The following is a 26,977-nucleotide window of genomic DNA, read 5'->3' as shown; positions in this document are numbered from 1 at the left end:
CCACCTCCGCTCCTCCGGCGCGCCCTGAGACGGTGCACCGGCCCCGAAAGGACACCGACGATGGTGCTCTTCGCCCATACCCTCCTCTGCTTCGCCCTGCTCGGGACGGCCGCCGGCGCGCTCCTCAGCGCGCGCTGGCTCCGCCGCCACACCACCCACCCCGACATCGTCCGGCGCACGGCCTTCGCCTCGGCCGCGATCCTCGTCCCCGCCGCGACCCTGTGCACCGTCTGGCACCACTCCGCGCTCACCGGACCGACCTCGATGGTCGTCCAGGTCTTCGGGTGGGCGAGCATCATCCTGCTGCTGGTCGTCGTGCGCGGCACGATGATCTCCCCGCCCGACGACGAGGTCGTGGCCCGCCCGCGCCGCGTGCTGGCCGTCGGGGCGCACCCCGACGACCTCGAGCTGGGCTGCGGCGCGACCCTGGCCCGCTGGATCGACGCCGGGTACGAGGTGCACGGCCTGGTCATGTCCAACGGCGAGCGCGGCGGCACCGGAGTCCGACCCTCCGAGGCCATCTCCGCAGGCAACTTCCTCGGCGCGAAGTCCGTCACCGTCCTCAACTTCCCCGACACCCGGCTCTCCGACACGAGCAGCGACATGGTCGTGGCGATCGAGGAGCTCGTGTCCAGGCTGCAGCCCGACATCATCCTCACGCACTCCTCCAACGACTCCCACCAGGACCACAAGGCGGTGCACCTGGCGACGCTGCGGGCCGCGCGCTTCCACACCACGCTGCTCTGCTACGAGAGCCCGTCTGCCACGACTCGCTTCCGCCCGACGGTCTTCGTCGACGTCGGCGGCTACGTGGACGTCAAGGTCCTCGCGATCGCGACGCACCGCGACCAGAGCGACAAGCCGTACATGACCGGGGAACGCATCCGGGCGACAGCCTCCTACCGTGGCGGGCAGGCCAAGGTGCGTCACGCCGAGGGCTACGAACCCGTCCGCGTGCTCGCCTCGATGACGACGGTGCTCCCGTGAGGCGCGTCGTGGTCACCGGCGCCCGCGGGCCGGCCGGGGCGAGCGTCGCCCGGCAGCTCGTCGAGCGCGGGCACGACGTCCTCGGGGTCGACATGAACCCCGCAGGCGACGGCCCCTTCCAGGTGCTGCGCGTCCCGCCGTCCCTCGACCCCACCTACCCCGACGCGCTGTTCGCCGCGGCGCACTGCTGGTCGGCCGACCTCATCATCCCGACGGTCAGCGAAGAGCTCACGCTGCCCGCCCTCCAGGAGACCTCCCGCGAGTGGTCCGTCGTCATCGGGCCCAGGAGCGCCGTGTCGATCGCGAGCGACAAGTGGTCCACCTACAGGGTGCTGCTCGAGGCCGGGGTCCCGGTGCCCGCCAGCACCCTCGGGTCCTCGGGCTGGCCGGCCGCGGCAGGTGCGCTGGCCGGCTACGACGGGCCGCTCGTCTCCAAGCCGCGCCACGGCCGCGGTGGCCGCGGGGTCGTCGTGCACCCGCACCCGGAGCCGCTCGGACTGACGTCGGACAGCATCGTGCAGGAGTTCGCCCCCGGGACCGAGTACGCGGTCGACCTGCTCGTCTCCTCGCACTGGGGGACGGTCGACGTCGTCGCGGTCCTGGAGAAGACCGCGCTCGCCCAGGGCGACGTCGGCAACGGGACGTCGGTCCGCCGGCTCCCGCCCGGCCACCCTGCCGACGTGGTCGCTGCTGCCTCCGAAGCCGTCCTGGCGATCGGGCTGACCGGTCCCGCCGACGTCGACGTGCGCCGCCGCCACGACGGCAGCGTCGTGGTCCTGGAGATCAACGCGCGACTCGGTGCGCACAGCGCCCACGTGCCCGAGATCTGCACGGGGATCCTCGACCACTACCGCGTCCTGGCCACCCGGTGAGCGGCTGGACGCTGGTGCTCCAGCTCCTCGTGCTGCCGGCGGTCGTGCTCTCGCTCGTCGAGGCGGCCTACCTGCCGCTGGCACTCGTCGCGCACGCGCACCGGCCGCCCGACCCGCTGCGGGTCCCAGCCAACCCCTTCGTGTCGGTCATCGTGCCGGCCTTCGACGAGGGCAAGGTGCTGAGGCGCTGCGTCGAGTCGATCCTCGCCGACAGGTACCTCCACAAAGAGGTCGTGCTCGTCGACGACGGCTCTCGCGACGACACGTGGGAGGTCATGCAGTCCTTCGCTGGGCGGCCCGGGGTGGTCGTCGTGTCGCAGGCGAACGCCGGGAAAGCGGCCGCGCTCAACCGCGGTATCGCGCGCAGCCACGGCAGCATCCTCATGTTCGTCGACGCCGACGGCGTGTTCTCCGGGTGGACCATCCGCGGGATGCTGCGAGGCTTCGACGACCCACGGGTCGGTGCGGTCTGCGGCAACGACGCACCCGTCAACCTCGACAGGCTGCAACCACGGCTGCTGACGCTGCTCACCCACGTGACCGCGATGGTCCGCCGGGCGCTCGCGCAGGTGAACTGCCTGACGATCGTCTCCGGCAACTGCGGTGCGGTCCGCCGCGACGTGGTCGACGAGATCGGCGGCTTCACCGAGGGCCTCCTCGGCGAGGACCTCGAGCTCACCTGGCGGGTCAGGCGCGCCGGCTACAGGGTGTCCTTCCAGCCCGAGGCCATCGTCTATGCCGAGGTGCCCGCGGGCATCCGTCCGCTGTGGCGCCAGCGTGTGCGCTGGGCGCGCGGGTACCTGCAGACGCTGTGGATCCACCGCGACATGATCGGTCGGACGCGGCACGGGATCGTCGGGCCGTACCTGGCGGTCAACGCGCTGTCGATGGTCGTCGCACCGATCCTGCAGATGGTCGCGCTCGTCGTGATCATCGGGATGGCGCTCGACGACTCGACGACCCTGTACGGGACACCCGCGAGCATGCTGGCCTGGGTGCTGCTCCTCTACCCCGTGCTGTCCGTCGTCGTGTCCGCAGCCCTCAACGGGTCGATGCGCGACCTGCGGTTCTTCTACGTGCTCGTGGTCATGCCGCTCTACTCGACGGTCATGAACGCCGTGATGATCACCGCGATCGTCCAGCAGGTCCGCCGGCGGCCGTCGCGGTGGAACAAGCTCGAGCGGACCGGGGTGTCGTCGAGGACGGGGATCCCGGACGGGGTACGGGTGTGAGGCAGCGGCACGAGGCAGAGCGACCGGGTGAACCTGGTCGCCGGGCCGCTGGGGTGGAGCCGCGCGTCGCTACCATCGTCCGATGCCTTCACATCAGCGCAGGTCAGGACGCCTGACCACCTGGGACGACGAGCGCGGCTTCGGGTTCGTCGAGTCCGACCCGGCTGGGCACAGGTTCTTCCTGCACATCTCGGAATACGACCGCAGGTCCGGACGGCCGCAGGTCGGGTCTCGGGTCACCTTCGAGACCGGCCCCGGCCGTGACGGCCGGGAGCAGGCGACAACCGTGCGGCTCGACGGTCCGCCACCTCGCGGACGCCGTGGACCCCGGCGCCGGGGGTGGCCGTGGGTGCTCGTCGCCCTGTGGTGTGCTGGGCTCGCCCTGGCCACCACCGCAGGAGACCTGCCTGTCTGGGTCCTCGGGGCCTACGGTGCTGCGAGCCTCGTGACCTTCGTCGCGTACTGGCGGGACAAGCGGGCGGCGGTGGCCCGCCGGTGGCGCACGCCAGAGTCGACGCTCCTGCTCCTCGGGCTGGTCGGCGGCTGGCCGGGAGCTGTCGTCGCCCAGGAGACGCTGCGCCACAAGACCGTCAAACGCAGCTTCCAGGCGGCGTTCTGGGGAACCGTCGTCGTCCACGTCCTCGTAGTCGGAGCCGTGGCGGTCGACCGGTGGTGGCTCCCGCTGGTCTGAGCGCCCAACCTTCTCCGGCGACCGGTGCGTACGGGCCGAGGGTCCTACGGACCTCCAGGACCCGTCGATATGATGGATCCATGAATTCAGGAATCGGGGACGCGCACCGGCCGGTCTACGAGATCAAGGCGAACCTCTTCAAGGGCCTGGCCCACCCGTTGCGCATCCGGATCCTGGAGATCTTGGCGTCGGCCGACGAGGTCTCGGTCGCGCAGATGCTCGAGCAGACCGGGCTGCAGGCCTCGCACCTCTCCCAGCACCTCTCAGTCCTGCGCCGCTACCACCTGGTCACCTCGGAGCGTCGCGCGAGCATCGTCTACTACAGGCTCGAGTTCGCCGAGGTCGCCGAGCTGCTCGCCGTCGCCCGGGTCCTGCTGCGCAAGGTGCTGGACACGTCGACGTCGAACATCCCCCTCGCCGACGAGATCGCCGCAGCGGCAGCAGCACCTGCACCCGACGTGCGACCGTGAGGGGCTCGTTCCGGCGCCTGCTACCGAGCCTGGACGACTACCGCGACCTGCGGACCTCCTGGAGGGCGGACCTGCTCGCCGGCATCACCGTCGGCGTGGTCGCCCTCCCGCTCGCCCTCGCCTTCGGGGCGAGCTCGGGCGTCGGCGCGCAGGCGGGGCTCGTCACGGCCATCGTGGCCGGGCTGGTCGCTGCGGTCTTCGGCGGTTCGCCCGTGCAGGTGTCGGGGCCGACGGGGGCGATGGTCGTCGTCCTCGCGCCGATCGTGGCGACCCACGGGGTCGGGGCTGTCGCCGCGGTGAGCGTCGTCGCGGGGGTGTTCGTCGTCCTCGCCGGGGTCTTCCAGCTGGGCCGCACCGTCGGGTTCATCCCGTGGCCCGTGATCGAAGGCTTCACCGTCGGGATCGGTGTGATCATCGCGCTCCAGCAGGTCCCGGCGGCCGTCGGGTCGCACGGGGGCTCGCACAGCACGAACGCTGCGGTCGCTGCCGCGGACGCCGTCACCGGCGCTGCCTGGCCCGCGGCCTTGCTCCCGGTCGGGGTGGCGCTCGGCGTGATCACCCTCATGCTCGTTCTGCACAGGCTCGCGCCCCGGGTTCCCGCGTCCTTCGTGGCCATCGCCGCGGCGACGGCTCTGTGCACCTGGACGGGGGCCGACGTCCAGACCATCGGCGCGATCCCGTCCTCGCTGCCCGCCCCGACGCTCCCCGACCTCTCCGGCGCCGTCGAGCTCCTCGGACCCGCGCTGGCCGTCGCCGCGCTCGCGGCGATCGAGTCGCTGCTCTCGGCCCGGGTCGCCACCACCATGTCCGGCGGACCGCGGGTCGACGCCGACCGTGAGCTCGTCGGTCAGGGGCTCGCGTCGGTCGCCTCGGGCCTGTTCGGGGGGATGCCCGCGACCGGGGCCATCGCCCGGACCGCCGTCAACGTCCGCGCCGGCGCGCGCACCCGGGCCGCAGCCGTGGTCCACGCGCTCGCCCTGCTCGCGATCGTGTACCTCGCCGCCCAGGTGGTCAGCCACATCCCGCTCGCCGCGCTCGCCGGGGTCCTGCTCGCGACAGCGTCCCGGATGGTCAGCCCGACGGTCGTGCGGGCCGTGCTCACCTCGACCCGCGCCGACGCCGCGGTCTTCGTCGTCACGGCGGTCGTCACGGTCGCCGTCGACCTCGTGGTCGCCGTCCTGGTCGGCCTCGCCGCGGCCGCCTTCTTCGCCCTGCGCAACCTCAGCAGGACGGCCGCGGTCACCCGCGAGGTCCTCCCCGGACCGGCACAGCCCGGGGACGAGCGCATCGCCCTCGTCCGCGTAGACGGAGCGCTCTTCTTCGGGGCGTCGGACCGCCTCGTCGACGAGATCACGCAGCTCGGCCAGGTCGACGTCGTCGTGCTGCGCCTGTCGCACCTGCGCCTGCTCGACGCGACAGGGGCGCGGGCTCTCGCAGGGCTCGTCGAGACGATCGAGCGCGACGGGACCACGGTGATCGTCAAGGGAGTCCGTGCTGAGCACGCTGCGCTGCTCGAGAGGCTCGACGTCACAGCCTCCCGCCACCCGGACCACCTGCACACCGATCTCGACGCTGCCGTCGCCCACGCGCGCGGGCACGTGGTGGTCGAGCGACGTGAGGGTTGAGGCCCCCTGACGGTCACAGCTTCTGGTGGCAGCTGTCACAGGCTCGTGCCACGGTGGTCCGATGCTGACATCCGTCGACGAGGGGATCTGACATGGCACTGCGCTGGTACTCGACCGTGGTCGAGTCGCACGACCACCGGGCGCTGGTCGCCTGGTGGGCGGAGGCTCTGGGCTGGACCGTCACCTACGAGTCGGACGACGAGGTCGCGCTCGTGCCGCCGTGGGCCGACGAGCTCGGTGGCCGGCTGCCCTTCGAGCAGGTGCCGCCCGGGCTCGTCTTCGTCCCGGTCGAGCACCCGAAGACCGGCAAGAACCGGCTGCACCTCGACCTCGCCCCGCACACGAGCGACGACCGCGAAGCCGAGATCGCCCGGCTGCTGTCGATCGGGGCGACCCGGGCCGACGTCGGGCAAGGACCCGAGGTCACGTGGGAGGTGCTCGCCGACCCCGACGGCAACGAGTTCTGCGTGCTGTCCTCGCGGGACGAGTAGCGGGGGTCTCGGCTCAGCCTGCTCGCGATCCCGTCGTGTCCCGCACGGCGAGGACCGCACGGCGAGGACCGCACGGCGAGCATCGCGTCCGTCCTCCCGTCGGGCCGCTGCCAGGGCATCTCTCCACGAGGTCGCACGATCACTGCCCAGGTCGCACTGACACGCCAGACCCGCCCGGATCAGGGGCGACGCTGGCGAGTCTGTGCGACCTCGTGGGGTTGAGTGCGACCTCGCGGAGAAGCGTGCGACCTCGTGCGGGTGGGTGAGACCTGGTCGCGATGCGTACGAGCTCGTCGGTCCCTGCGACCGGGGTGCTAGCTGGCGGCGAGGACGGTGTCGATCTGGCCCATGGCCTCGCGCATGCCTTCTTCCATGCCCATGGTCACCAGGGCGTCGAGGTGCTCGAGGCTCGCGAAGGTCGTGACGATGGTCATGCGGGTGCGACCGCTGGCGCCGTCGGCAGGGCCAGGGCCGTCGCTGGCGTCGGCTTCCTCGAGGGTGACCACGGCACGGGTGGTGTCCGTCGTCGGCACGCCCTGGCCGTCGTCGGCGAAGCCGTCTTCGAACTCGAAGGTCCGCGGCGCGTCGACGGAGAGGATCTTCCACCATCCGCCGGCCTTCTCGCCCTCGGGACCTGTCATGTAATACGTCGACCGCCCGCCCGGCACGAGCTCGTGCTGGTCGAAGGTCGCGGGCCAGGTAGGCGGTCCCCACCAGCGCTCGAGCTGGCGGGGGTCCTCCCAGATCTGCCACACGCGCGCGACGTCCGCGTCGTGCTCCGAGACGATGGTCAGCGTGAGCGCTGAGGGGTCCTTGTGGCTGCTGATGACAGGCATGGTGCGTCCTTCTCTCGGTCGTCGTCGTGCGGTGATGGTGGTGGTGATGTGCTGCTGCCCGGCCTACTCCGCGAGCAGGTCGTCGATCCTGTCGGCGCGCAGGCGCCAGATCTGCTCGTAGCCCTCGAGCAGGCGTGCCGCCCGTCGGATCGCGTCGAGGTTCCCGTGCACGATCTGCTCCCGTCCGTTGCGCTGCTTGGTCACGAGCGTCGCGCGCTCGAGCACAGCGACGTGCTTCTGCACGGCCGCGAAGCTCATGTCGTAGTCCTGTGCGAGCACCGACACCGACTGCCCGTGCTCGACGACCCGCGTCATGATGTCCCGGCGAGTGGCGTCGGCCAGGGCCTGGAACACCCTGTCGACCTCTGCGTCGCTCGACTGATCTACAACCATAAAGTTGTACGTTACGCGTGACGTGGGTCACGCACAAGAGGCTGGTGGGCGCCCCACCAGAGCCGCCCCACCCGCCGCGCCGCAGGCTGTCGACCTCGGGACCGCTCCGTATACGATGACCAGCACCTCCGCGCTCCAGGTCTGCGCACGGACGGACGCGCGGCGACGACGCCGGGCCAACCCCCTGGACCGACAGCAGATCGGTGCGACGGCGCCCCGAGGCGAGAAGGGACCCGAGATGACACCCGCACCGATCGTCGAGATGCACGACGTCACCGTGGCGTTCCCGGGGACCCTCGCGCTCGACAGCGTCTCGCTGCGACTGTTCCCCGGCGAGGTGCACTCCCTCCTCGGCGAGAACGGCGCCGGGAAGTCGACGCTGCTCAAGGTGCTCACGGGTGTGCGTCCCGCAGACTCCGGCTCGGTGACCGTGGACGGGGCATCGGCCGAGATCACCCGACCGGCGGACGCGATCCGACTCGGCATCCGCACGGTCTACCAAGAGCTCGAGCTGCTGCCCAACCTGTCGGTCGGCGAGAACATCATGCTCGGCCAGGAGCCCAGCCGGCTCGGCCTGCTGTCCACCCGCGCGATGCACACGAGCGCCCGCGCGGCCCTGGACGCCCTCGAGGTCGACCTCGACACCCGTGCGCGCCTGGGCAGCCTCCCCCTCGCCGTCCAGCAGCTCGTCGCGATCGCCCGCGCGACAGCCGTCCAGCCTCGCGTGGTCGTGCTCGACGAACCCACGTCGAGCCTGGACCCCGGCGAGGTGACAACCCTGTTCAGGACGGTCCGCCGGCTGCGCGACGCGGGGATCGCCGTCGTGTTCGTCTCGCACTTCATGGAGCAGGTCTACGAGATCTCCGACAGGCTCACCGTGCTGCGCGACGGGCGCCTCGTCGGGGAGTACCTGCCGCAGGAGATCCTCCGCGTCGACCTCGTCCACAAGATGGTCGGCACCGGTGCGACGGCCCTCGCCCAGGTCGCGGCGCAGGTCGAGGCGCGCGACGTCGACGACGGTCCGGCGCTCGTCCGAGCCCGCGGGCTGGGCCGCAAGGGCGCCGTCGCCCCCTTCGACCTGGATGTGCACGAGGGCGAGGTGATCGGTGTCGCCGGGCTCCTCGGCTCCGGGCGCACCGAGATGGTGCGGCTGCTCACGGGGACCGACCGCCCCGACACCGGGACCCTCGACGTCTACGGCGTGCCGGTCCAGTTCCGCAGCCCCCGGGACGCGATCCGCTCGGCGGTGGTCTACTCCTCCGAAGACCGCCGGCACGACGGGATCATCGACGACCTCAGCGTGGCCGACAACATCGTGCTGGCCCTCCAGGCGCAGCGCGGCTGGCACCGACCGCTGTCCCGCGAGCACCGCGACGAGCTCGTCACCAGCTACGTCGAGTCCCTCGACATCCGCCCGACCGACCCGAGCGTGCGGGCGGGCACGCTGTCCGGGGGCAACCAGCAGAAGGTCCTGCTGGCCCGGTGGCTCGCGACAGCGCCCCGGCTGCTCGTGCTCGACGAACCGACCCGCGGCATCGACATCGGCGCCAAGGTCGAGCTGCAGAAGCTCGTCACCGACCTGGCCGACAACGGGATGTCTGTCGTCTTCGTCTCGGCCGAGCTCGAGGAGGGGCTGCGGATGAGCGACAGGATCGTCGTGATGCGCGACGGCGTGCTGGTCGCCGACGTCACGAACGATGGCCTTACCCTGGACTCTGTGCTCGCGCTCATCGCCTACGGCGACAGGGCTCCTCGATGACCGGACCCGGCTGGACGCGCCCGCGCGACGCCATGGCTGGCCCGGCGACGATCGATGGCACCGCGACCCGGTGCCGGACGGAACGGACCTCTTGAACGAGAAGGACAAGACCACGCGCTCGGCCACGATCTTCGACGTCGCCCGGCTCGCCGGAGTTTCGCACCAGACGGTCTCACGCGTCCTCAACGACATGCCGAACGTCCGCGCGTCCACCCGCGACAGGGTCCAGCAGGCCATCACCCAGCTGCGCTACGCGCCCTCCCCCGCAGCCCGCGCCCTGGTGACCAAGCGGTCCAGGCTCGTGGGCCTCGTGGTCACCGCCGGCGTGGACTACGGGCCGTCGTCGATCGCCCTGCACGTCAACGAGGCGGCCCGTCGGGCCCGCTACTCCGTGCTGACCATCGCGATGCTCGCCCCCGACGTGACCGAGGTCCGCCAGGCGATCGAGTCCCTCGTACGCCAGAGCGTCGAGGGGATCGTGCTCGTGGCAGCCGACCGCGCCGTGGTCGGCGCGAGCTACGAGATCGAGTCGGCTGTCCCCGTCGTGACCGTCGACGCGACCCGGTCGGCCGCGGGCGAGTCTGTCGCGATCGACCAGCACGAGGGTGCCAGGCTCGCGACCGAGCACCTGATCTCCCTGGGCCACACGGCGATCGCACACCTGGCCGGGCCGGCGACGTCTCCCGACTCCCTCGAACGGGTGCGGGGATGGCAGTCTGCCCTCACCGCAGCGGGCCTGCCCGCGACAGGCCTGGCCCACGGCGACTGGAGCCCCGGGAGCGGGTACGCCTACGGGCTCGACCTCGCCGTCGACGCCTCGTGCACGGCCGTCTTCGCCTCGAACGACTCGATGGCCCTGGGCCTCGTGCACGCCCTCGGCGACAGAGGTCTGCGCGTCCCTGACGACATGAGCGTCGTGGGTTTCGACGACCTGCCGGAGGCCGCGCACTACAGACCGCCGCTCACCACGGTCCGTCAGGACTTCGAGGCGCTCGGCACGCTGCTCGTGCGGCGCCTGCTCGCCGCGATCGAGGCAGACGGCTCAGCCGCGGTCGACCACGTGACCCCTGAGCTGGTCGTCCGTCAGTCGACAGCGAGCCCCCGGCACGCCCGACCCTGACCCTCCTGGGCTCTCGAAGGAACGCAACTGTGAGCGCTCACATTTCGTGACCCGAACGTGACCAGAGGGTCTTGCCCTCGCCGCCGTGAGCGCTAACAATAGACATCGCAGGGCCGGCAACCCCACTCCCCGATCACCGTCGGGACCAGGCGTGACGTTCGATGTGAGCGCTCACACCACCTCGCCGGACCGACCTCACGAGGCGCACGCCCCACAGGGCACGACCACGCAGGGCACCCACGAGTCATCCGCTCAGCGCCTCGACCAGCAGCAGCACAGCCTCACCAGCCCCACCGGGACCGAGCACCGACGCTCGGTCCCCCATGCAGAGCCCGGACGGGAACGCGCACCGCAGCGCGCCGTCTGGACCGTCGAAGGAGACGCACCCTCATGAAGAGCTTCCGCACAGGCTTCGCAGTCCTCGCCATCTCCGGCCTCACCCTGGGTCTCGCCGCCTGCGGGTCCGACGACGACTCCTCCGCAGGAGGTTCCGGCGGGGGCGACGACGTCGTCACCGTCGGGTTCGTGGCCGTCGGCCCCGAGGGCGGCTGGCGCACGGCGAACGAGAACAACATCAAAGAGGCGTTCAGCGCCGAGAACGGCTTCGACCTCAAGTACTCCCCGGCCTCCGACGGGTCGCAGAACTCCCAGATCACCGCCTTCACGTCGTTCATCGACGAAGAGGTCGACGTGATCCTGCTGTCCGCGACCGAGGCGACAGGCTGGGAGGACGTGCTGGGCAAGGCCCAGGAGGCCGAGATCCCCGTGGTGCTGCTCGACCGCGGCATCGAGCCCGACAACACCGACCTCTACGCGGCGCACATCGGCCCGGACAACTACTCGATCAGCGTCTCGGCCGCCGAGTGGGCCCAGGAGACCTTCCCCGAGGGCGCCAGCTACGTCGTCCTCGAGGGCCCCGCGGGTCTCTCGGTCGTCAACGAGCGCAACAAGGGCTGGGACGACACCATGGCCGACGCCACGGGCTTCACCAAGCTCGAGAGCCAGGACGCGAACTGGTCGACCGACCAGGCCAAGAGCGTCTTCGAGACCATGCTCAAGTCGCACAACAACGACGTCCAGCTCGTCTTCGCGCAGAACGACGAGATGGGCCTGGGGGCCGCGCAGGCCGTCGAGGCCGCCGGCCTCACCCCGGGCGAAGACGTCAAGATCATCACGATCGACGGCACCAAGGCCGCGCTCCAGGGCCTCGTCGACGGCCAGCTGAGCTTCGTCGCCGAGTACAACCCGCTCTTCGGCGAGACGGCCGTCGAGGTCGTCAACTCGCTGCTCGCCGGTGAGTCTGTCGAGTCCGAGTACGTCATCGACTCGGTGACCTTCGACTCCCCCGAGGCCGCCGAAGAGGCGCTCCCGACCCGCGCGTACTGACCGCAGGCACGCCGCACCGGCACCAGGCCCTCGGGTCGTGGTGCCGGTGCGGCACTGCTGCACAGCTGCACAGCTGCACTGCGGCACCGCTGCACAGCGCGGCACAGCGGCACCGCTGCACAGCGCGGCACTGCGGCACCGCTGCGCACGCACCCGCACCCGAGCCACGAACGACGAGCACGAACGACGAGGCGAAGACATGAAACCACCGGTACCCGTGGTCGAGATGACGGGGATCTCCATCCAGTTCCCCGGCGTCAAGGCCCTCGACGACGTCGCCCTGCGTCTCTACCCGGGCGAGGTCCACGCCCTCATGGGTGAGAACGGCGCCGGCAAGTCGACACTCATCAAGGCGCTCACCGGCGTCTACACCGTCGACGCCGGCACGATCGTCGTCGACGGCCAGCAGCGCGACCTGCGCGGCACGGCCGACGCGCAGGACGCCGGCATCGCGACCGTGTACCAAGAGGTCAACCTCTGCACCAACCTGTCGATCGGCGAGAACGTCATGCTCGGCCACGAGGCCCGCGGGCCCCTCGGGGTCAGCTGGCGCCGCACCCACGCCCAGGCGCGGGCGGCGCTCGCCCGTCTCGGCCTCGACGACCTCGACACCCACGCACCGCTCTCGTCGCTGTCGATCGCCCTCCAGCAGCTCGTCGCGATCTCCCGGGCGATGGTCGTCGACTGCAAGGTGCTCATCCTCGACGAGCCCACGTCGAGCCTGGACGCCCACGAGGTCGCGAACCTCTTCACGGTGATGCGCAGGCTGCGCGACTCCGGGGTCGCGATCCTCTTCGTCTCGCACTTCCTCGACCAGGTCTACGAGATCACCGACAGGCTGACCGTCCTGCGCAACGGACGCCTCGTGAGCGAGCACCTCACCCGGGACCTGTCCCGCGGCGACCTCGTCTCGGCGATGATCGGCAAAGACGTCGCGACGCTGACGTCGCTCGGCTCCGAGCGGGCGGCGCGGGTCACCGACCCCGGTGCCGTCCCCGTCCTGGAGGCACGGGGCATCGGACGCAAGGGCTCGATCCATCCCTCCGACGTCGAGGTGCACGCCGGTGAGGTCGTCGGCTTCGCCGGCCTGCTCGGCTCCGGGCGCACCGAGCTCGCACGTCTGCTCTACGGCGCCGACCGCCCGGACACGGGCGAGATCCGCGTCGACGGGCGGCGGACGTCGTTCGGGTCTCCGGTGGCGGCGATCGCCGAGCGGGTCGCCTTCTCGACCGAGAACCGCCGCGACGAGGGGATCGTCGCAGACCTCTCGGTCCGCGAGAACCTCGTCCTGGCCGTCCAGGCCAAGCGCGGCTGGATGCGACCGATCCCACGCTAGGAGCAGGACGAGCTGTGCGCGCGGTACATCGCCGAGCTCAACATCCGCCCGGCCGACGCCGAGCGCCCCATCAAGAACCTGTCCGGCGGCAACCAGCAGAAGGTGCTCCTCGCCCGCTGGCTCGCCACAGCACCCAGGCTGCTGATCCTCGACGAACCCACCCGCGGCATCGACGTCGGCGCCAAGGCCGAGATCCAGGAAGCCGTGGTCGCCCTGGCCGCCGAGGGCATGGGCGTCGTGTTCATCTCCTCCGAGCTCGACGAGGTCGTGCGGCTCAGCGACACGATCGTGGTGCTCCGCGACAGACGCGAGGTCGAGACGATCGTCAACGGACCGACAGTCACCGCCGACACCATCGTCGGCATCATCGCCAGGGAAGGTGACGCAGCATGAGGTCAGCACTGCGCAGCCAGTACTTCTGGGGCGTCGTCGCCCTCGTCCTGCTCGTCGGGGTCAACGTCGTCAAAGACCCGAGCTTCGTGCAGATCACCATCAACGACGGCAACCTCTACGGGTCGCTCATCGACATCCTGCGGGCCAGCGCGCCCGTCCTGATGATCGCCACAGGCATGACGCTCGTCATCGCGACAGGCGGCATCGACCTGTCCGTGGGCGCCGTGATGTGCGTGGCGGGCGCCGTCTCGATGGAGTTCCTCGCCAACGTCTCCGACCCCGGGTCCCTGACCTCGGTCCTGTCGGCCCTCGGGCTGGCGCTCGGGCTGAGCCTCGTGCTCGGCATGGTCAACGGGTTCTTCGTCTCGGTCCTGGGCCTGCAGCCCTTCATCACGACGCTCATCATGATGCTCGCCGGGCGCGGGATCGCGAAGGTCATCACCGCCGGGCAGAACACCACGGCCACGAGCGCCCCCTTCCGGTGGATCTCCAACGGCTACGTGCTCGGCTTCCCGGTCGCCTTCCTCATCGCGCTGGTCGTGGTCGCGGCGCTCGCCCTCGTGGTCCGCCGCACGGCCCTCGGTCTGATGATCGAGTCTGTCGGCATCAACCCGAAGGCCTCCCGCATGGCGGGGATCCGGCCGCGGAACATCCTCTTCACCGTCTACGCGGTCTCCGGGCTGCTCGCCGGGATGGCCGGGGTGTTCACGACGGCCAACGTCATGACCGTCGAGGTCGCGAAGACGGGCATGAACATGGAGCTCGACGCGATCCTCGCCGTCGTCATCGGCGGGACGTCGCTGGCCGGTGGGAAGTTCTCCCTCGGCGGCTCGGTGATCGGCGCGCTGCTCATCGTCACCCTCGACAAGACGATCACCTTCTTGTCGATCCCGTCCGCGGCGACCCCCGCCTTCAAGGCTGTGGTCATCGTGATCATCTGCCTGCTGCAGTCCGAGCGGGTCCGGGCGCTGTTCACCCACCGACGACCCAGACCGCCCGCGCCGCCGGCCCAGAACCCCACGCAGACCCTCGAGGAGGTCGTCGCATGAGCACCACCCTCGACGTCGAGCGCCCCACCCGCAGCCCGCGGCTGCGTCCACGCCTCAACCTCGCGGCGTTGCCCACGGTCGCCGCCGTGGTGATCCTCGCGATCATGCTCGTGTACGGCGAGCTCGCCTACGGCAAGATCTTCCAGCTCAACACGCTGTCCAACCTGTTCATCTCGAACTCCTACCTCATCATCCTGGCCGTCGGGCTCACCTTCGTGATCCTCGCCGGGGGCATCGACCTGTCCGTCGGGGCCGTCGTGGCCTTCGCCTCGGTCTCCGGGGTGATGCTCGTCAACGCGGGAGTGCCGTCGGTCCTCGCGATGGTCGCGATGGTCGCGATCGGCGCCGTCTTCGGGCTGATGTCCGGGGTGCTCGTGCAGTACTTCAACGTGCAGCCCTTCATCGCGACGCTCGCGATGATGTTCCTCGCCCGCGGTCTCGCGTCGATCCTCAGCACCGCTCCCGAGCGTCTCGCCGACGACTCCGGCTTCCGGACGCTCTCCGACGAGGTGAAGCTCATCGACGGACCCAAGCTCAACGACCTCGTCATCACACCCAACGTGGTCATCGCTCTGCTGGTCGCCGCCGCTGGCTTCGTGCTGCTGCACAGGACCCGCTTCGGACGGACCGTCTACGCGATCGGCGGCTCCGAGCAGTCCGCAACGCTCATGGGTCTCCCGGTGGCCCGCACCAAGGTGTGGATCTACGTGGTGAGCGGCACCTGCGCGGGGCTCGCCGCGGTCGTCTACACCTCGAAGCTCGGCATCGCGCAGAACATCACCGGGACAGGCTGGGAGCTCGACGCGATCGCCGCGACGGTGATCGGCGGGACGCTGCTCACCGGCGGCGCCGGGTACGTGCTCGGGTCCGTGGTCGGCGCGCTGGTGCTCGGCCTGATGAACGTGCTCATCACCCGCGACGGCAGCATCCCCGCGGAGGCGACGACCATCATCACCGGCGTCGTGCTGCTCGCCTTCGTGATCCTCCAGCGCGCCGTGACCCACGCCCGCAGACGGACCTGAGGCGGGCACCCGGCTGCACCACAGCCGTGCTCGCCCTGCCTGCACTGTCTGCACTGCCTGCTCGACCTGCACGACCCACCACCCGCCACGCTCGACAGCACCACCCGCCCGACCCGCTCGACAGCGCCCCCTGAGCACCAGCAGCACCCGTCCCCCTGACGGGCCCGTGCACCGTCGCACGGGCCCGCCGCCCCCGGTCCCAGGTCGTGCGCGCCCTGGGGCCGGGGACCATCCCTGACGAAACGGTGATCGACGATGATTCCCCGACCCCTGGGCGGCGCGCTGGCCGCGCTCGCCCTGCTCTCCACGTCCCTGGTGGGAGCCGGTGCCGCTGGCGCCGCAGTTCCTGACAGAGCGCCCGCCGCGGTCCCGCTCGCGGCGCTGCCCGGTGCCCTGCCCGCAGCCACGGCTGTCGCACCCGACGACCTCCTCCTGCACTACGGGCTCACCGAGACCTCTGGCACCGTGGCCGCGGACTCCTCCGGGAACGGTCGCGACGGTCTGGTCGTCGGCGCCGCCACCTGGACCGGCGCAGCCGTCGACCTGCCAGGTGGGCCGAACAACGCGGCCTACGTGCGCCTGCCCGACGGTCTGCTCACCGGGGTCACCGAGGCGAGCGTCAGCGTCGAGGTCAAGCCTGACGCGTCGGCCCTGAGCCGACCGTCCTTCCTGTGGAACCTCGGCGGGACCTCGGACACCGGGTCGTGGTTCACCTCGACCAACGGGTCGCTGCGCTCCACGATCACCCCGTCGAACTGGTCCGGCGAGCAGAACGCGGCATGGACCGGGCGCAACCTCACAGCCGGCGTGTGGCAGAACGTCACGACCACGCTCGCCGACGACGGCGACGGCACGTCGACCATGACCCTCTACGTCGACGGAACCCAGGTCGCCCAGAACACCGGCGTGACCCTCGACCCGTCCGACCTGGCCGCGCACACCACGAACCGGCTCGGCGGGTCCGCCTACGGCAGCGACGACAGCTTTGCCGGGGAGGTCGCCGAGCTGCGCGTGTACTCGGCCGCGCTCGACGCCGCCGAGGTGCGCGCCGTCGCGGACGAAGACGCCCTGTCGACGGCCGAGGCCGTCGCCGCGGCGATCGACCTCGGCGACACCGCCGCTGTCACGTCCGACCTCGTCCTCCCGCAGAGCGCCACCTGGACCACGAGCGACGCCTCGGTGGTCACAGCCGGCGGCGCGGTGACGCGGCCCGCCGAGGGCTCGGCCGACGCCTCGGCGGTGCTCACGGCGACGGTCACCGTGCGCGGCGCCGTGGTCACGCGGGACATCACCGTGACGGTCCCGGCCCTCGGGCAGGGCGAGACGCCGCTGCCCCCGGCCTCCGCGCTCGTCGCGCACTTCCCGCTCACGAGCGCCTTCCAGGACTCCTCGACCACCCGGGCCGTGAGCATCGGCGGGGCCACAGGCGTCACGTGGACCCCGACGCACCTCGACATGGCCACGGCCGGCGGGTACGTCGCCAACAACGCCTTCTCGGGCTTCACCCTCGACGGGGACTCCCTCGCGATGTCCTTCGACGTGCGGGTGTCCGCGAGCGCGACAGGGGCGTCGAGCAGCACGCTGCTCACCTACGGGTCGTCGCCCACCCGGACGAACATCTCGTACAGGCCGTTCTACACGCCCGGCTCGAGCGCCGTCGTGGTGACTGTCGACGGGGTCCAGGTGGCTGTCGCCGAGAGCGACCACGCGCAGGTTCGCGGCACGTGGGTCAACGTCGTCGTCGTGCTGGACGCGAGCAGCGACACGGTGTCCCTCTACGAGAACGGTGCTCTGGCTGGCCGGGCCACCGGGGTGACCACGACGGCGCAGCAGCTGGGTGGGACCGTCCTGCGGCTCAACCGTGACGCGACGGCGTTCTACAACGTGCCCTCCGAGTACAGGGACCTCAAGGTGTACAGGACCGCTGTGAGCGACTCCGAGGCCTCGGCCCTCGCCCGGGTCGGCGCGCAGCACGCCTGGGACCAGCTGGTCGGCGCGATCGACGTGGGCGACGCCGACGCCGTGACGGCTGACGTGGTCCTGCCGGGCGCCCCGCTGGTGACGTGGACGTCGAGCGCACCGGACGTGGTCGCCCCCGACGGCACTGTGCACCGTCCCGCCCCGGGTGAGGCGGACGCGCAGGTGCTGCTGAGAGCTGAGCTGACGCGTGGCGGTCAGGTGTTCACGCACGAGCTGACCGTGACGGTCCTCGCCGAGCTGTCGGAGGACGACAAGGCCGCGGCCGACGCGGCGGCCCTCGCGGTCCACGGCGCTGACGCGCTGCGGACCGTCGTCACGCTGCCGGGCGTCGGTCCGCTCCACGGGTCGACTGTCACCTGGGCCGCGTCGGGCGATGCCCTCGACCTCGTGACGAGCGAGGGCACCACCTACGCAGACCCCGTCCGGCCCGCCTACGGGCACGCCGCGGCGTCGGCGACGCTCACCGCGACGGTGACGTCCGGGACCACCGAGGTCACGGTCGACGTACCCGTGACCGTCGCCCCGCTGCCCCGCGCGGTCGACGACGAGGCCTACGCCTTCGCGTACTTCACGGCGAACACCGTCGCCGGGGAGAACATCTACCTCGCGGCCTCGCAGGGCAACGACGCGCTGTCCTGGCAGGAGGTCAACGGCGGGGAGCCCGTCCTCACCTCGACCTTCGGCGAGAAGGGTCTGCGTGACCCCTACATCATCCGCTCGGTCGAGGGCGACACCTTCTACCTCATCGCGACAGACCTCTCGATCGGGCGGGACGGCGACTGGAACCGGGCGCAGACCGACGGCAGCCAGTACGTGGAGATCTGGGAGTCGACCGACCTCGTGACGTGGTCGGAGCAGCGGCACGTGAAGGTCTCCCCCGACACCGCCGGCATGACGTGGGCGCCCGAGGCGTACTACGACGACGAGCGCGGGGAGTACGTGGTGTTCTGGGCCTCGCGCCTGTTCACCGACGACAGCCGCACCACCTGCATCACGACAGACAGCGGGGCCGGGTGCTACGCCCGGATGATGTACTCCACGACCAAGGACTTCATCACCTTCTCCGACCCGAAGATCTGGCAGGACACCGGGGCGGCTCGCATCGACTCGACGGTCATCAAGGACGGCGAGAGCTATTACCGCTTCACCAAGGACGAGGGCGGTCAGACCGGCTGCACAGACATCATCGCGGAGAAGAGCAGCAGCCTGACCGACGTCACGACAGCCGCGAGCGTGGCGGCGGGAGAGGGCTGGACCTCGGTCGCGTCGTGCATCGCACGGGCCTCTGGGTTCTCCGGTGCGGTCGAGGGGCCGACGGTGTTCAAGGCGAACCCCGGTGACACCAGCCCCTTCGACTACTACCTCTACCTCGACAACTACGGCGGCAGCGGGTATTTCCCGCTCGGGACCGACGACCTCGACTCCCCCGTGTGGACCCGGGTCGACGGCAGCCTGCCGGCCTCGCGCCACGGGACCGTGGTGCCCGTGACGCAGAACCAGTGGGCCTCGCTCACCGGGACGACGCCGAGCGTCACCGCGTCGACGACGACCCTCGCGGCGGGCGAGGACGGGACGCTCACGGCGACCGTCACCGCGGCCGACGGCTTCGAGGTGGGCGGAGAGGTGAGCTTCACGGGCGAGGGCTGGGAGCAGACCGCGACCATCACCGAGACCGACGACGGGGCGTGGACGGCGACTGTCACGCTGCCGACGGCAGCTGCTCGGGCGGCAGCTGCTCGGACAGAAGAGCTGGCAGAGGCGGCAGAGCCGGCTGCGCCCGCGGAGACGACGACTGTGACGGCGACCTTCGCGGGGACCGCGGAGATCGCCGGGAGCAGCGTGTCGGTCGACGTGGCTGTCCCGGGTGAGCCGACGGAGCCTACTGAACCCACAGAGCCGACAGAGCCCGGCCAGCCTGGTCAGCCCGGTGAACCCGGTCAGCCCGGTGAGCCTGGTCAGCCGACAGGTCCTGCGACGCCGGGGCAGCCCGGGGGCGGGGCCGGCGGCACAGACGGGACCGGCTCGCCGACGTCTGGTACCGGTGGGTCGTCCACGACAGAGGCTGGCGGGCTCGCGGCCAGCGGGTCCGACGGGGTGCTGGTCTGGAGCCTGCTGGCACTCGTCCTGCTCACCGCCGGGACCGTCGCGCTCGCGCGGCGACGCTCGGCGCGGGGAGACGGCGCAGCCTGACCACGCGCCGCGGGTGGGGAGCAGCACGCTCCCCGCCCGCGGCGTGTCCAGCCCGCACCCCCTGCCTGCGTGCTCCCACAGCCCGACCGCACGCACACCCACACCCTCCCGACCACGACCACGACCACGACCACGACCACGACGGAGTGATCATGCTCAGACGCAGCGCAGCCGTACTCACAGTTCTCGCCCTGTCTCTCCCCGCCCTGGCTCTCGCACCGTCGGTGGCCTCGGCGACCACGACGCGCTCGGTCGCGGGCCAGCTCGCAGGTGCGGCCGACGCCGACGACGTCCTCGCCCACTACGACTTCGAGAGCCTCGCGGCGGCGCCCGTCGCCGGTGACGTGGTCGCCGACGTCTCGGGGAGCGGCAACGACGCCGTGCTCCGCGGCGCAGGGGCAACATCCGCCGACGGTGGCCTCGCACTGCCCGGCGGTGCGAGCTCGAGCGGCGCCGCCTACGTCGAGCTCCCGGCCGGGTTGGTCGACGGGCAGAGCACGCTCACGGTCTCCGTGTGGTTGCGCAACGAGACCGCCGCGGGCAACCACGCCGCGATGTTCTTCGGCACCCGTGAGAGCACCCCGCACCAGTACTGGTTGCTCAACGCGAAGAACCCCGCCGGGCGGCTCAAGTCCGTCATCACCGGGACGCTGTCGACCACGGCGCCGTGGGGCACGGAGGTCGGCCTCTCGCCGACGAACGCCGGGCAGGGCGTCCCCGGGCCGACGACGGGCGACGGCTGGATGCTCGTCACGACGGTGATCCAGCCCGGCAGCATCACCACCTACCTCGACGGGGCTGCTGCCGGGTCGGTCCCGGTCACGCGGACCGTCGCCGACCTCGGGACGGACCTCGTCGGCTACGTCGGCAGGTCCTCCTACGCCGACCCGTACTGGCGCGGCCAGGTGCGTGACCTCACGGTCTCGACCTCGGCCCCCACGGCCGACCAGGTGGCCCGCGACTACCTCGAGGGCGTCGACGACGAGGCGACGGTCCGCGCGGCGCTCGAGGCCGACGCCGCGGAGATCGACCTCGGGCCCTCCCCCGTGACCGCTGACCTCCGCCTCCCGACGACCGGGAGCCGCGGGTCGACCGTCACGTGGCAGAGCTCCGACCCGCAGCACCTCACCGCCGAGGGCGTCGTCGACAGGCCCGCCGACGACGACGTGGAGGTCGTCCTCACCGCGACGGTCACCGCAGCCGGGATCTCGGTCGAGCGCAGCATCACGGTGACCGTCGCGGCCGACTCACCGAGCCGCAGCCTCGAGCTCGTCGCGGACCGCTTCGACCTCGGGACCACGCACCTCTCGGGCGACGTCGTCCTGCGGACCGAGGTCGACGGCACGGACGTCACCTGGTCCTCCTCTGATGCCGCCGCGGTCGCACCCGACGGGACGGTGACCCGGGGTGCCACCGAGCAGCAGGTCACCCTGACCGCGACCTTCGCGCTCGACGGGCTGACCACCGACCGCCTCTACGAGGTGATCGTCCTGGCCGCCGACGTCGGCCGGGTCGGCGCGTACACCGTGACCGGCGGGACGACCCGCACCGACGTCCTGCACCTGGCGACCCTCGGCTCCCCGGATGCCGACTCAGCAGACGCCGCCTACTCCCCTGTGCTCTCAGGGCGCGGCATCCTCTACCCGACCCTCGGCTCCGCCCGCATCGGCGCACCGTCGCTGTTCCGCACACCCGCCGGCGGCTTCGGCCTCCTCGCGACCCAGGCGACAGCGTCGGCGCAGGTGCTCGTCTACAACTCGGCCGACCTCGTGACGTACACGGGTGAACGCCTCGTGACCCTGCCCGTCGTGCCGGCGAGCGTGGACGTCGTCCACGACAACGGCATCGGCGCCTACAGGCTGACGGTCGTCGGGACCGACGGGGTCACCTACGAGACGCACTCGAGGGACCTCACGACCTTCACCTCACCCGTGGTCGTCGCCGACGCCGCGCCGTCTGCCGTCGCCGGGCCGTCTGCCGTCGCCGGGCCGTCTGCTGTCGCCGGGCAGGACGCCGCCTTCCCGGCCGCAGCAGCGCAGACCACGAGCATCGCGGTGACGGCGAGCGAGCTCGACAGGGTCACGTCGAAGCTCGGGCGGGTCGTGGCCACGGGCGTCGAGCCCTTCGCCGACGTCCAGGTCCAGATCGCGCCGGACGGTGCCGAGGACGCGTCAGGCCTCACCGCTCCTGACGCCGCCGCAGGCGCGGGTCTCGAGCTCCCGGCCACGGCGAGCATCACCTACAGCAGCGGCTACGACGCTGCGGCACCCGTGCTGTGGGACGCCGACGACCTCGCGGCAGTCGATACCACCACCCCGGGCACCTATACGGTCCGTGGGACCGTGACACCGACCGTCTACGCCGACCCTCTCGTCGAGCGTCGCGCCGACCCCGACGTCACTCTCGGCGACGACGGCTGGTACTACTTCACGGCCTCCTACCCGATGACCCGCCCCGACGACCCGACGGGCTACGACAGGGTGGTGCTGCGCCGCGCGCAGACCATCGCCGGTCTCGCCGACGCCCCCGAGGTGACGATCTGGCACGAGGCGCAGGACCCGACGCTCAACAGGTACGTCTGGGCACCCGAGCTCGAGAAGATCGGAGACCGCTGGTACGTGCTCTTCACGGCCGCACGAGGTGGCGGTGTCTGGGACATCAGACCCGTCATGCTCGAGTTCACCGGAGACTCCTTCGCCGGTGAGGCGACCCTCGACCCGGCGTCCTGGACCAGCCTCGGGCAGGTGCAGGCCGTCCCCGGGGACACCGAGGCCTTCACGCACTTCTCCCTCGACATGACCCACCTCGAGACCGGTGGCAAGCACTACCTGGTCTGGGCGGAGAAGCCCGGCGCCTCCGACCTGCGCATCGCGCAGATCGACCCTGCCGACCCCAGCAGGCTCGTCACCCGGTCGGTCCTGCTGTCGACCCCGACCTACGCGTGGGAGTCGAACGACGGCCAGTCGATCAACGAGGGCCCCGCGGTGATCGAGCACGACGGGCGGATCATCCTCGCCTACTCGGCCGCCACGGTCGACGACAGGTACAGCGTCGGGATGCTGACGATGCCCGTCGGCGCGGACCCCCTGGACCCGGCGTCCTGGACCAAGAACCCCTACCCCCTGCTCACGACCGACGACGTCCCGGGGCAGGTCGGCCCCGGTCACAACTCGTTCACGGTCGACGAGCTCGGCAACCCCGTCATCGTCTTCCACTCCCGGACCGTGGGCGACAGCTCCAACCCCGGCGAGTCGACCGACGCCGGGCTCTTCGACCCGCGTCGTCACACCCGGGCGGCGACAGTCCACTGGGACGTCGACGGGCTGCCCGTCCTCGCCATGACACCCGAGGAGCAGCTGCCCGCCGGGCTCGAGCGGGTCGAGGTACGGGTCGTGGTCTCCGAGACCGACGGGCCTGGGCCTGTCGACCCAGGTCCGGTCGACCCGGACCCCGTCGACCCTGGGCCCGTCGACTCTGGGCCCGTCGACCCTGGGCCTGTCGTCCCGGTCCCCGGAGACCCGACACCCACCCAGGCCCCGGGTGGGGCTGGCGGGTCCGGGACGCCCGGGCCGCAGCCGGGTGCCGGTGCGTCGTCGGGTTCCGACCGACGGTCTGCGGGCGGGCTCGCGAGCACGGGGACCTCGCTCGTCGTGCTCTTGGCGGGCATGGCAGCGCTGGGTCTCGGTGCGACCGTCACCGGCCTGCGCCGGGCCGGTCGACGGCCGTCGTCGGACTGAGGTCGGGCGTCGTCAGACTGAGGTCAGGCGCGTCCCGACCATGAGACCAGACCGAGGGCCCCTGCCTCAGACGGTCAGGGGCCCTCGGTCCTGCCCAGCTCGCGGGGGTGGTTGCGGTTCGGCGCCGAGGCGAGCCTTGCAGCGGGCGACGGTCAGGATGTCAGCCCGCGGAAGGCGGCCACGGCCGCAGCCATGCGGGACGACGACGCGAGCGCGGCGGCGCGCTGGGTGCTCGACGGCGGCGCCGTCGGGTGCTCACCGGCGAGAGACCCCACCGGGACCGAGCGGATGCGGCGCGGCTCGCGGGCGGCGATCGCGCACCTGTAGCCCTCGGGGCTCGGCAGCGCCGTGACCGAGAGCCCGAGCAGCTGGCGTGACGCCGTCTGGACGACGGGTCGCCACTCCCACGCCCCGATCATCTCGACCGAGGACGGCACCACCCTGTCGTCAGGGGCGGCAGACACGAGCAGGTCTTCGAGCGGGGTCGTCAGACCGATGCCCGCGGCCTTGAGCACAGCCTCCTTCTCGACCCAGCTGCCGATGCGGCCCAAGATCATCCCCGGGCCCTGGGGCAAGGAGCGACGCTCGGCGGGGTGCAGGGCGAAGTCGTCGAAGCCCTCGAAGAGCACGTCGGGCACCAGCTCGACGTCGACGCCCACCTCGACCTTCGCGTCGGCGACAGCGACGAGCACCCGGTCTCCAGCGCTCGACGTGCTCACCGAGAGACCGTCGACACGTGGACGTCCGTGCTGCTCGCCGCAGGTGAGGCAGGTGCGGTCCACGACGATGTCGGCGGCGCTGGTGGCCGGGGCACCGACCCGCGCGGCGACGAGCAGCCGCAGGGCCGCCCGGCCCGCCAGGGTCCGGCGGGCGTCGGAGGGCCGCTGCTTGGCGGCGACCGCTGCCCTGTCGACGTCGTCGACCAGACCCAGCGCCGCCTCGAGACCGTGCGCACGGCCGCGGTCCGGACCTGTCCCGACGGCGAGCACGTCACCGGTCCGCAGACCGGCAGACGCGAGCTCTCCCTGGACGGCCGGCCCGCCATGGGCATCCGCTGTCTGAGCCCCGGGGTCGACGACCGCACCACCGTCGGAGGGACCTCCGACGGTGGTGCAGACAGCGAGGATCTCGTCGACCGTCGCGCTGAGCAGTGTGATCATCGCTTGCTGATCCTCCGGTACTGGCCGACCGCGACAGGGGCGAAGACGGCGATGATGGCGATGCAGCACACGAACGCGTACAGCGTCGCATGCTCGGCGGGCCACCCGCCAGCGACCTCAAAACCTGCGGGCGGCGCGTTGCCGAAGCCCTGCCGGACCGCTGTCGCCACCGCGGTCACCGGGTTCCACTCCGCGATCGTCCGCAGGACGCCCGGGAGGGTGTCGGCCGAGACGAAGGCACCCGAGATGAAGCACACGGGGAACAACCACAGGAGCCCGAGGCTCTGGGCGACCTCGACACTGCGGGCCGTCAGCGCGATGGCCGCACCGATCCACGACGTCGCGAAGGCGAAGAGCACGAGCAGCACGAAGGTCACGAGGACCTGCCCGACCCCTGTGTGCACACGCCAGCCGATGGCCAGCCCGCACGCGACGATCACGACGATCGAGATGCCGCTCGTGACGAGGTCGGAGGTGGTGCGACCGAGGATCACACCGACCCGCGACATCGGCAGGGCCCTGAAACGGTCGATGAGACCGGACTGCAGGTCCTTGGCCAGGTACACGGCCGTGAAGGAGGAGTTGAAGGTCAGGGTCTGCGCGAGGATGCCTCCGATGAGGAACTCACGGTAGGCGTCGCCGCCCAGCGCCCCGCCGAAGACGAAGGCGAGGATCAGCACGAAGATGATCGGCTGGGCGACCCCGGTGACCAGCGCGCCGGGGGTCCGGCGCACGTTGACCACGTTGCGGCGGGCCACGACCCAGCCGTCACGGACTGCAGAGACCAGCGGGGCGAAGGCTCCCCCGCGCGGCGGCGGGATCTCGATCGGCCCACCCGGGGTCACCCCGGCGGTCTGGCGGGTCGCGACAGCACCGGCGGCGCTGGAGCGACCGGAGCTGCTGAAGGAGTGGGTGCTGCTGGTGCTCTCGGACGTCGTCGCGGTGCTCATGCGCTCACCACTTCTCCGGTCGGGGCGTGGGCCGGTTCGTCAACTTCGGCGGTCTCGTCAGCGTCCAGGGACTCTGCGGGGCTGCCCGTCAGACGCAGGAAGACCTCGTCGAGGGTCGGCTGGCGCAGGGCGGCCTCGGCGACCTCGACCCGGGCGTCCGCGAGCGCGGAGAGCACGGTGCGGAACGCGTCGCTACCCCCTGTCGCGCGCGCTGTCAGGCGCCGCGACCTCTCGTCGAGGAGGGCGTCGTCGGCCGTGCGGCGGGCTGCGGCCAGGGCCGCGCCCAGGTCTGCGCCAGGGGCGAGCACGATGTCGATCCACGCGCCGCCGGCCTGCGCCTTGAGCTCGGTCGCGGTGCCCTCGGCGATGATCGCGCCGGAGTCGATCACGGCGATCGAGTCGGCCAGCTGGTCGGCCTCTTCGAGGTACTGCGTGGTGAGCAAGACCGTGGTGCCGGCAGTCGCGAGGGACTCGATCGCGTCCCAGGTGTCGCGGCGCCCGCGGGGGTCGAGACCCGTCGTCGGCTCGTCGAGGATGACGACCGGGGGCCTGGCGACGATGGCGCCGGCGAGGTCGAGCCGTCGCTTCATGCCGCCAGAGTACGACCCGGCCTGCTGGGAGTCGGAGACCCCGTCGAGACGGAAGTCGCGGAGCAGCTCGCGGGCACGGGCCTTCGCGTCGGAGCGGCGCATGCCGTAGAGCTCGCCGACCATCGTGAGGTTCTCGAACCCGCTGAGCTTCTCGTCGACGGCCGCGTACTGGCCGGAGACCCCGAGGCTGCGCCGGACGAGGTGCCCGTCGGTCTGGACGGAGTGCCCGGCGACCCGCACGTCACCCGAGTCGGGTGCGAGGAGGGTCGTCAAGACCCGCACCGTGGTCGTCTTGCCAGCTCCGTTCGGCCCGAGGAGCCCCTGGACGGTCCCCTCGGGGACGTCGAGCTCCACACCGGCGAGCGCCTGGAAGTCGCCGAAGCGCTTGGTCAGTCCGTGGATGGAGATCACGAGGCGACGCGCTCCCGGTCGAGCACCGGGGTGATGTCCTGCCAGTGCTCGGTCACGTAGCCCAGCGCCTCGTCCTTCACGGCGGGGCCGAAGACGGCCACCCACCCCTGGGGGACGTCGGCGAACTCGGGCCACAGGGAGTGCTGGTTGACGCTGTTCACGAGGACCCGGAAGCGTGCGTCGTTGTCGTCGAAGGGGTTCGTCATCGACTTTCCTCTCGTCGTGTCGGCTGTCGTCGAGGGTGGTTCGCCGCCGTCGGGCGTGCGGATGGGTCCGGACCGAGATCCGGACCCATCC

Annotated in this window: 20 protein-coding genes and 1 pseudogene; 15 read left to right on the top strand and 6 right to left on the bottom strand. The window is 71.4% G+C overall.

Features of this window, described 5'->3' with window-relative positions:
* The first annotated feature begins 60 nt into the window (after positions 1-60).
* From HZZ10_RS11655 to HZZ10_RS11625, 7 genes are all read left to right on the top strand, one after another.
* Positions 61-987, top strand: a complete 927-nt coding sequence (locus HZZ10_RS11655; protein WP_179913636.1) for a PIG-L deacetylase family protein — start codon at positions 61-63, stop codon at positions 985-987.
* A complete protein-coding gene (locus HZZ10_RS11650) occupies positions 984-1,859 on the top strand; it encodes an ATP-grasp domain-containing protein (RefSeq protein ID WP_179913635.1) in 876 nt (291 codons plus the stop codon). The genes HZZ10_RS11655 and HZZ10_RS11650 overlap by 4 nt, the downstream gene beginning before the upstream one ends.
* Complete coding sequence (locus HZZ10_RS11645; protein WP_179913634.1) at positions 1,856-3,091, top strand: glycosyltransferase family 2 protein; 1,236 nt, start codon at positions 1,856-1,858, stop codon at positions 3,089-3,091. Before HZZ10_RS11650 ends, HZZ10_RS11645 begins: the two co-directional genes overlap by 4 nt.
* An 82-nt stretch (positions 3,092-3,173) precedes the next feature.
* Positions 3,174-3,782 (top strand): DUF1294 domain-containing protein, encoded by a 609-nt coding sequence (locus HZZ10_RS11640; RefSeq protein WP_179913633.1) that lies wholly within the window; start codon positions 3,174-3,176, stop codon positions 3,780-3,782.
* Between the two features lie 80 nt (positions 3,783-3,862).
* Positions 3,863-4,252 carry an ArsR/SmtB family transcription factor gene (locus HZZ10_RS11635; RefSeq protein ID WP_179913632.1) on the top strand — a complete coding sequence of 130 codons (390 nt, stop codon included), beginning with the start codon at positions 3,863-3,865 and terminating at the stop codon, positions 4,250-4,252.
* Complete coding sequence (locus HZZ10_RS11630) at positions 4,249-5,877, top strand: SulP family inorganic anion transporter (RefSeq protein ID WP_179913631.1); 1,629 nt, start codon at positions 4,249-4,251, stop codon at positions 5,875-5,877. The genes HZZ10_RS11635 and HZZ10_RS11630 overlap by 4 nt, the downstream gene beginning before the upstream one ends.
* A gap of 92 nt (positions 5,878-5,969) precedes the next feature.
* Positions 5,970-6,368, top strand: a complete 399-nt coding sequence (locus tag HZZ10_RS11625; RefSeq protein ID WP_179913630.1) for a VOC family protein — start codon at positions 5,970-5,972, stop codon at positions 6,366-6,368.
* Between the two features lie 314 nt (positions 6,369-6,682).
* On the opposite strand, the gene HZZ10_RS11620 is transcribed toward HZZ10_RS11625, so the two are convergent.
* Together HZZ10_RS11620 and HZZ10_RS11615 are read right to left on the bottom strand one after the other, a co-directional pair.
* Positions 6,683-7,204, bottom strand: coding sequence for an SRPBCC family protein (locus HZZ10_RS11620; protein WP_179913629.1), 522 nt, complete (start codon positions 7,202-7,204; stop codon positions 6,683-6,685).
* A gap of 63 nt (positions 7,205-7,267) precedes the next feature.
* Positions 7,268-7,597, bottom strand: coding sequence for an ArsR/SmtB family transcription factor (locus HZZ10_RS11615; RefSeq protein WP_179913628.1), 330 nt, complete (start codon positions 7,595-7,597; stop codon positions 7,268-7,270).
* A 238-nt stretch (positions 7,598-7,835) separates the two neighbouring features.
* On the opposite strand from HZZ10_RS11615, the gene HZZ10_RS11610 reads away from it, so the two are divergent.
* The 8 genes and pseudogenes from HZZ10_RS11610 (at position 7,836) to HZZ10_RS11575 (ending at position 23,569) form a co-directional block, all read left to right on the top strand.
* Complete coding sequence (locus HZZ10_RS11610; RefSeq protein ID WP_179913627.1) at positions 7,836-9,356, top strand: sugar ABC transporter ATP-binding protein; 1,521 nt, start codon at positions 7,836-7,838, stop codon at positions 9,354-9,356.
* Between the two features lie 91 nt (positions 9,357-9,447).
* Positions 9,448-10,476: a LacI family DNA-binding transcriptional regulator gene (locus HZZ10_RS11605; protein ID WP_228087477.1), complete on the top strand. Its 1,029-nt coding sequence runs from the start codon at positions 9,448-9,450 to the stop codon at positions 10,474-10,476.
* Between the two features lie 390 nt (positions 10,477-10,866).
* The gene (locus HZZ10_RS11600; RefSeq protein WP_056132968.1) at positions 10,867-11,862 is read left to right on the top strand and encodes an ABC transporter substrate-binding protein; all 996 of its coding nucleotides are present in this window, start codon (positions 10,867-10,869) and stop codon (positions 11,860-11,862) included.
* A 199-nt stretch (positions 11,863-12,061) separates the two neighbouring features.
* Positions 12,062-13,591, top strand: a pseudogene (locus tag HZZ10_RS11595) (sugar ABC transporter ATP-binding protein).
* Positions 13,588-14,640 (top strand): ABC transporter permease, encoded by a 1,053-nt coding sequence (locus HZZ10_RS11590; protein ID WP_179913625.1) that lies wholly within the window; start codon positions 13,588-13,590, stop codon positions 14,638-14,640. Before HZZ10_RS11595 ends, HZZ10_RS11590 begins: the two are co-directional and overlap by 4 nt.
* Positions 14,637-15,662: an ABC transporter permease gene (locus HZZ10_RS11585; RefSeq protein ID WP_179913624.1), complete on the top strand. Its 1,026-nt coding sequence runs from the start codon at positions 14,637-14,639 to the stop codon at positions 15,660-15,662. Before HZZ10_RS11590 ends, HZZ10_RS11585 begins: the two co-directional genes overlap by 4 nt.
* Before the next feature lie 255 nt (positions 15,663-15,917).
* Positions 15,918-19,832, top strand: coding sequence for an immunoglobulin-like domain-containing protein (locus tag HZZ10_RS11580; RefSeq protein WP_179913623.1), 3,915 nt, complete (start codon positions 15,918-15,920; stop codon positions 19,830-19,832).
* A gap of 152 nt (positions 19,833-19,984) precedes the next feature.
* Positions 19,985-23,569 (top strand): family 43 glycosylhydrolase, encoded by a 3,585-nt coding sequence (locus HZZ10_RS11575; RefSeq protein ID WP_179913622.1) that lies wholly within the window; start codon positions 19,985-19,987, stop codon positions 23,567-23,569.
* Between the two features lie 152 nt (positions 23,570-23,721).
* On the opposite strand, the gene HZZ10_RS11570 is transcribed toward HZZ10_RS11575, so the two are convergent.
* The 4 genes from HZZ10_RS11570 to HZZ10_RS11555 are packed head-to-tail and all read right to left on the bottom strand — an operon-like array spanning position 23,722 to position 26,886.
* The gene (locus tag HZZ10_RS11570; RefSeq protein ID WP_179913621.1) at positions 23,722-24,729 is read right to left on the bottom strand and encodes a 4'-phosphopantetheinyl transferase family protein; all 1,008 of its coding nucleotides are present in this window, start codon (positions 24,727-24,729) and stop codon (positions 23,722-23,724) included.
* A complete protein-coding gene (locus HZZ10_RS11565; RefSeq protein ID WP_179913620.1) occupies positions 24,726-25,679 on the bottom strand; it encodes an ABC transporter permease in 954 nt (317 codons plus the stop codon). The genes HZZ10_RS11570 and HZZ10_RS11565 overlap by 4 nt, the downstream gene beginning before the upstream one ends.
* Positions 25,676-26,680, bottom strand: coding sequence for an ATP-binding cassette domain-containing protein (locus tag HZZ10_RS11560; protein WP_179913619.1), 1,005 nt, complete (start codon positions 26,678-26,680; stop codon positions 25,676-25,678). Before HZZ10_RS11560 ends, HZZ10_RS11565 begins: the two co-directional genes overlap by 4 nt.
* Complete coding sequence (locus HZZ10_RS11555; RefSeq protein WP_056132991.1) at positions 26,677-26,886, bottom strand: MbtH family protein; 210 nt, start codon at positions 26,884-26,886, stop codon at positions 26,677-26,679. Before HZZ10_RS11555 ends, HZZ10_RS11560 begins: the two co-directional genes overlap by 4 nt.
* Between the last annotated feature and the right edge of the window lie 91 nt (positions 26,887-26,977).

This window comes from Sanguibacter inulinus, assembly GCF_013415325.1.
Lineage (GTDB): Bacteria > Actinomycetota > Actinomycetes > Actinomycetales > Cellulomonadaceae > Sanguibacter > Sanguibacter inulinus.
This window is presented reverse-complemented; position numbering and strand designations above follow the sequence as displayed.

Excerpts from the sequence above, each read along its gene's own strand:
- HZZ10_RS11565 (WP_179913620.1), bottom strand. The coding sequence starts at position 25,679 with ATGAGCACCGCGACGACGTCCGAGAGCACCAGCAGCACCCACTCCTTC.
- HZZ10_RS11620 (WP_179913629.1), bottom strand. The coding sequence starts at position 7,204 with ATGCCTGTCATCAGCAGCCACAAGGACCCCTCAGCGCTCACGCTGACC.
- HZZ10_RS11585 (WP_179913624.1), top strand. The coding sequence starts at position 14,637 with ATGAGCACCACCCTCGACGTCGAGCGCCCCACCCGCAGCCCGCGGCTG.
- HZZ10_RS11600 (WP_056132968.1), top strand. The coding sequence starts at position 10,867 with ATGAAGAGCTTCCGCACAGGCTTCGCAGTCCTCGCCATCTCCGGCCTC.
- HZZ10_RS11570 (WP_179913621.1), bottom strand. The coding sequence starts at position 24,729 with ATGATCACACTGCTCAGCGCGACGGTCGACGAGATCCTCGCTGTCTGC.
- HZZ10_RS11615 (WP_179913628.1), bottom strand. The coding sequence starts at position 7,597 with ATGGTTGTAGATCAGTCGAGCGACGCAGAGGTCGACAGGGTGTTCCAG.
- HZZ10_RS11580 (WP_179913623.1), top strand. The coding sequence starts at position 15,918 with ATGATTCCCCGACCCCTGGGCGGCGCGCTGGCCGCGCTCGCCCTGCTC.
- HZZ10_RS11625 (WP_179913630.1), top strand. The coding sequence starts at position 5,970 with ATGGCACTGCGCTGGTACTCGACCGTGGTCGAGTCGCACGACCACCGG.
- HZZ10_RS11655 (WP_179913636.1), top strand. The coding sequence starts at position 61 with ATGGTGCTCTTCGCCCATACCCTCCTCTGCTTCGCCCTGCTCGGGACG.
- HZZ10_RS11575 (WP_179913622.1), top strand. The coding sequence starts at position 19,985 with ATGCTCAGACGCAGCGCAGCCGTACTCACAGTTCTCGCCCTGTCTCTC.
- HZZ10_RS11640 (WP_179913633.1), top strand. The coding sequence starts at position 3,174 with ATGCCTTCACATCAGCGCAGGTCAGGACGCCTGACCACCTGGGACGAC.
- HZZ10_RS11610 (WP_179913627.1), top strand. The coding sequence starts at position 7,836 with ATGACACCCGCACCGATCGTCGAGATGCACGACGTCACCGTGGCGTTC.
- HZZ10_RS11635 (WP_179913632.1), top strand. The coding sequence starts at position 3,863 with ATGAATTCAGGAATCGGGGACGCGCACCGGCCGGTCTACGAGATCAAG.
- HZZ10_RS11555 (WP_056132991.1), bottom strand. The coding sequence starts at position 26,886 with ATGACGAACCCCTTCGACGACAACGACGCACGCTTCCGGGTCCTCGTG.
- HZZ10_RS11590 (WP_179913625.1), top strand. The coding sequence starts at position 13,588 with ATGAGGTCAGCACTGCGCAGCCAGTACTTCTGGGGCGTCGTCGCCCTC.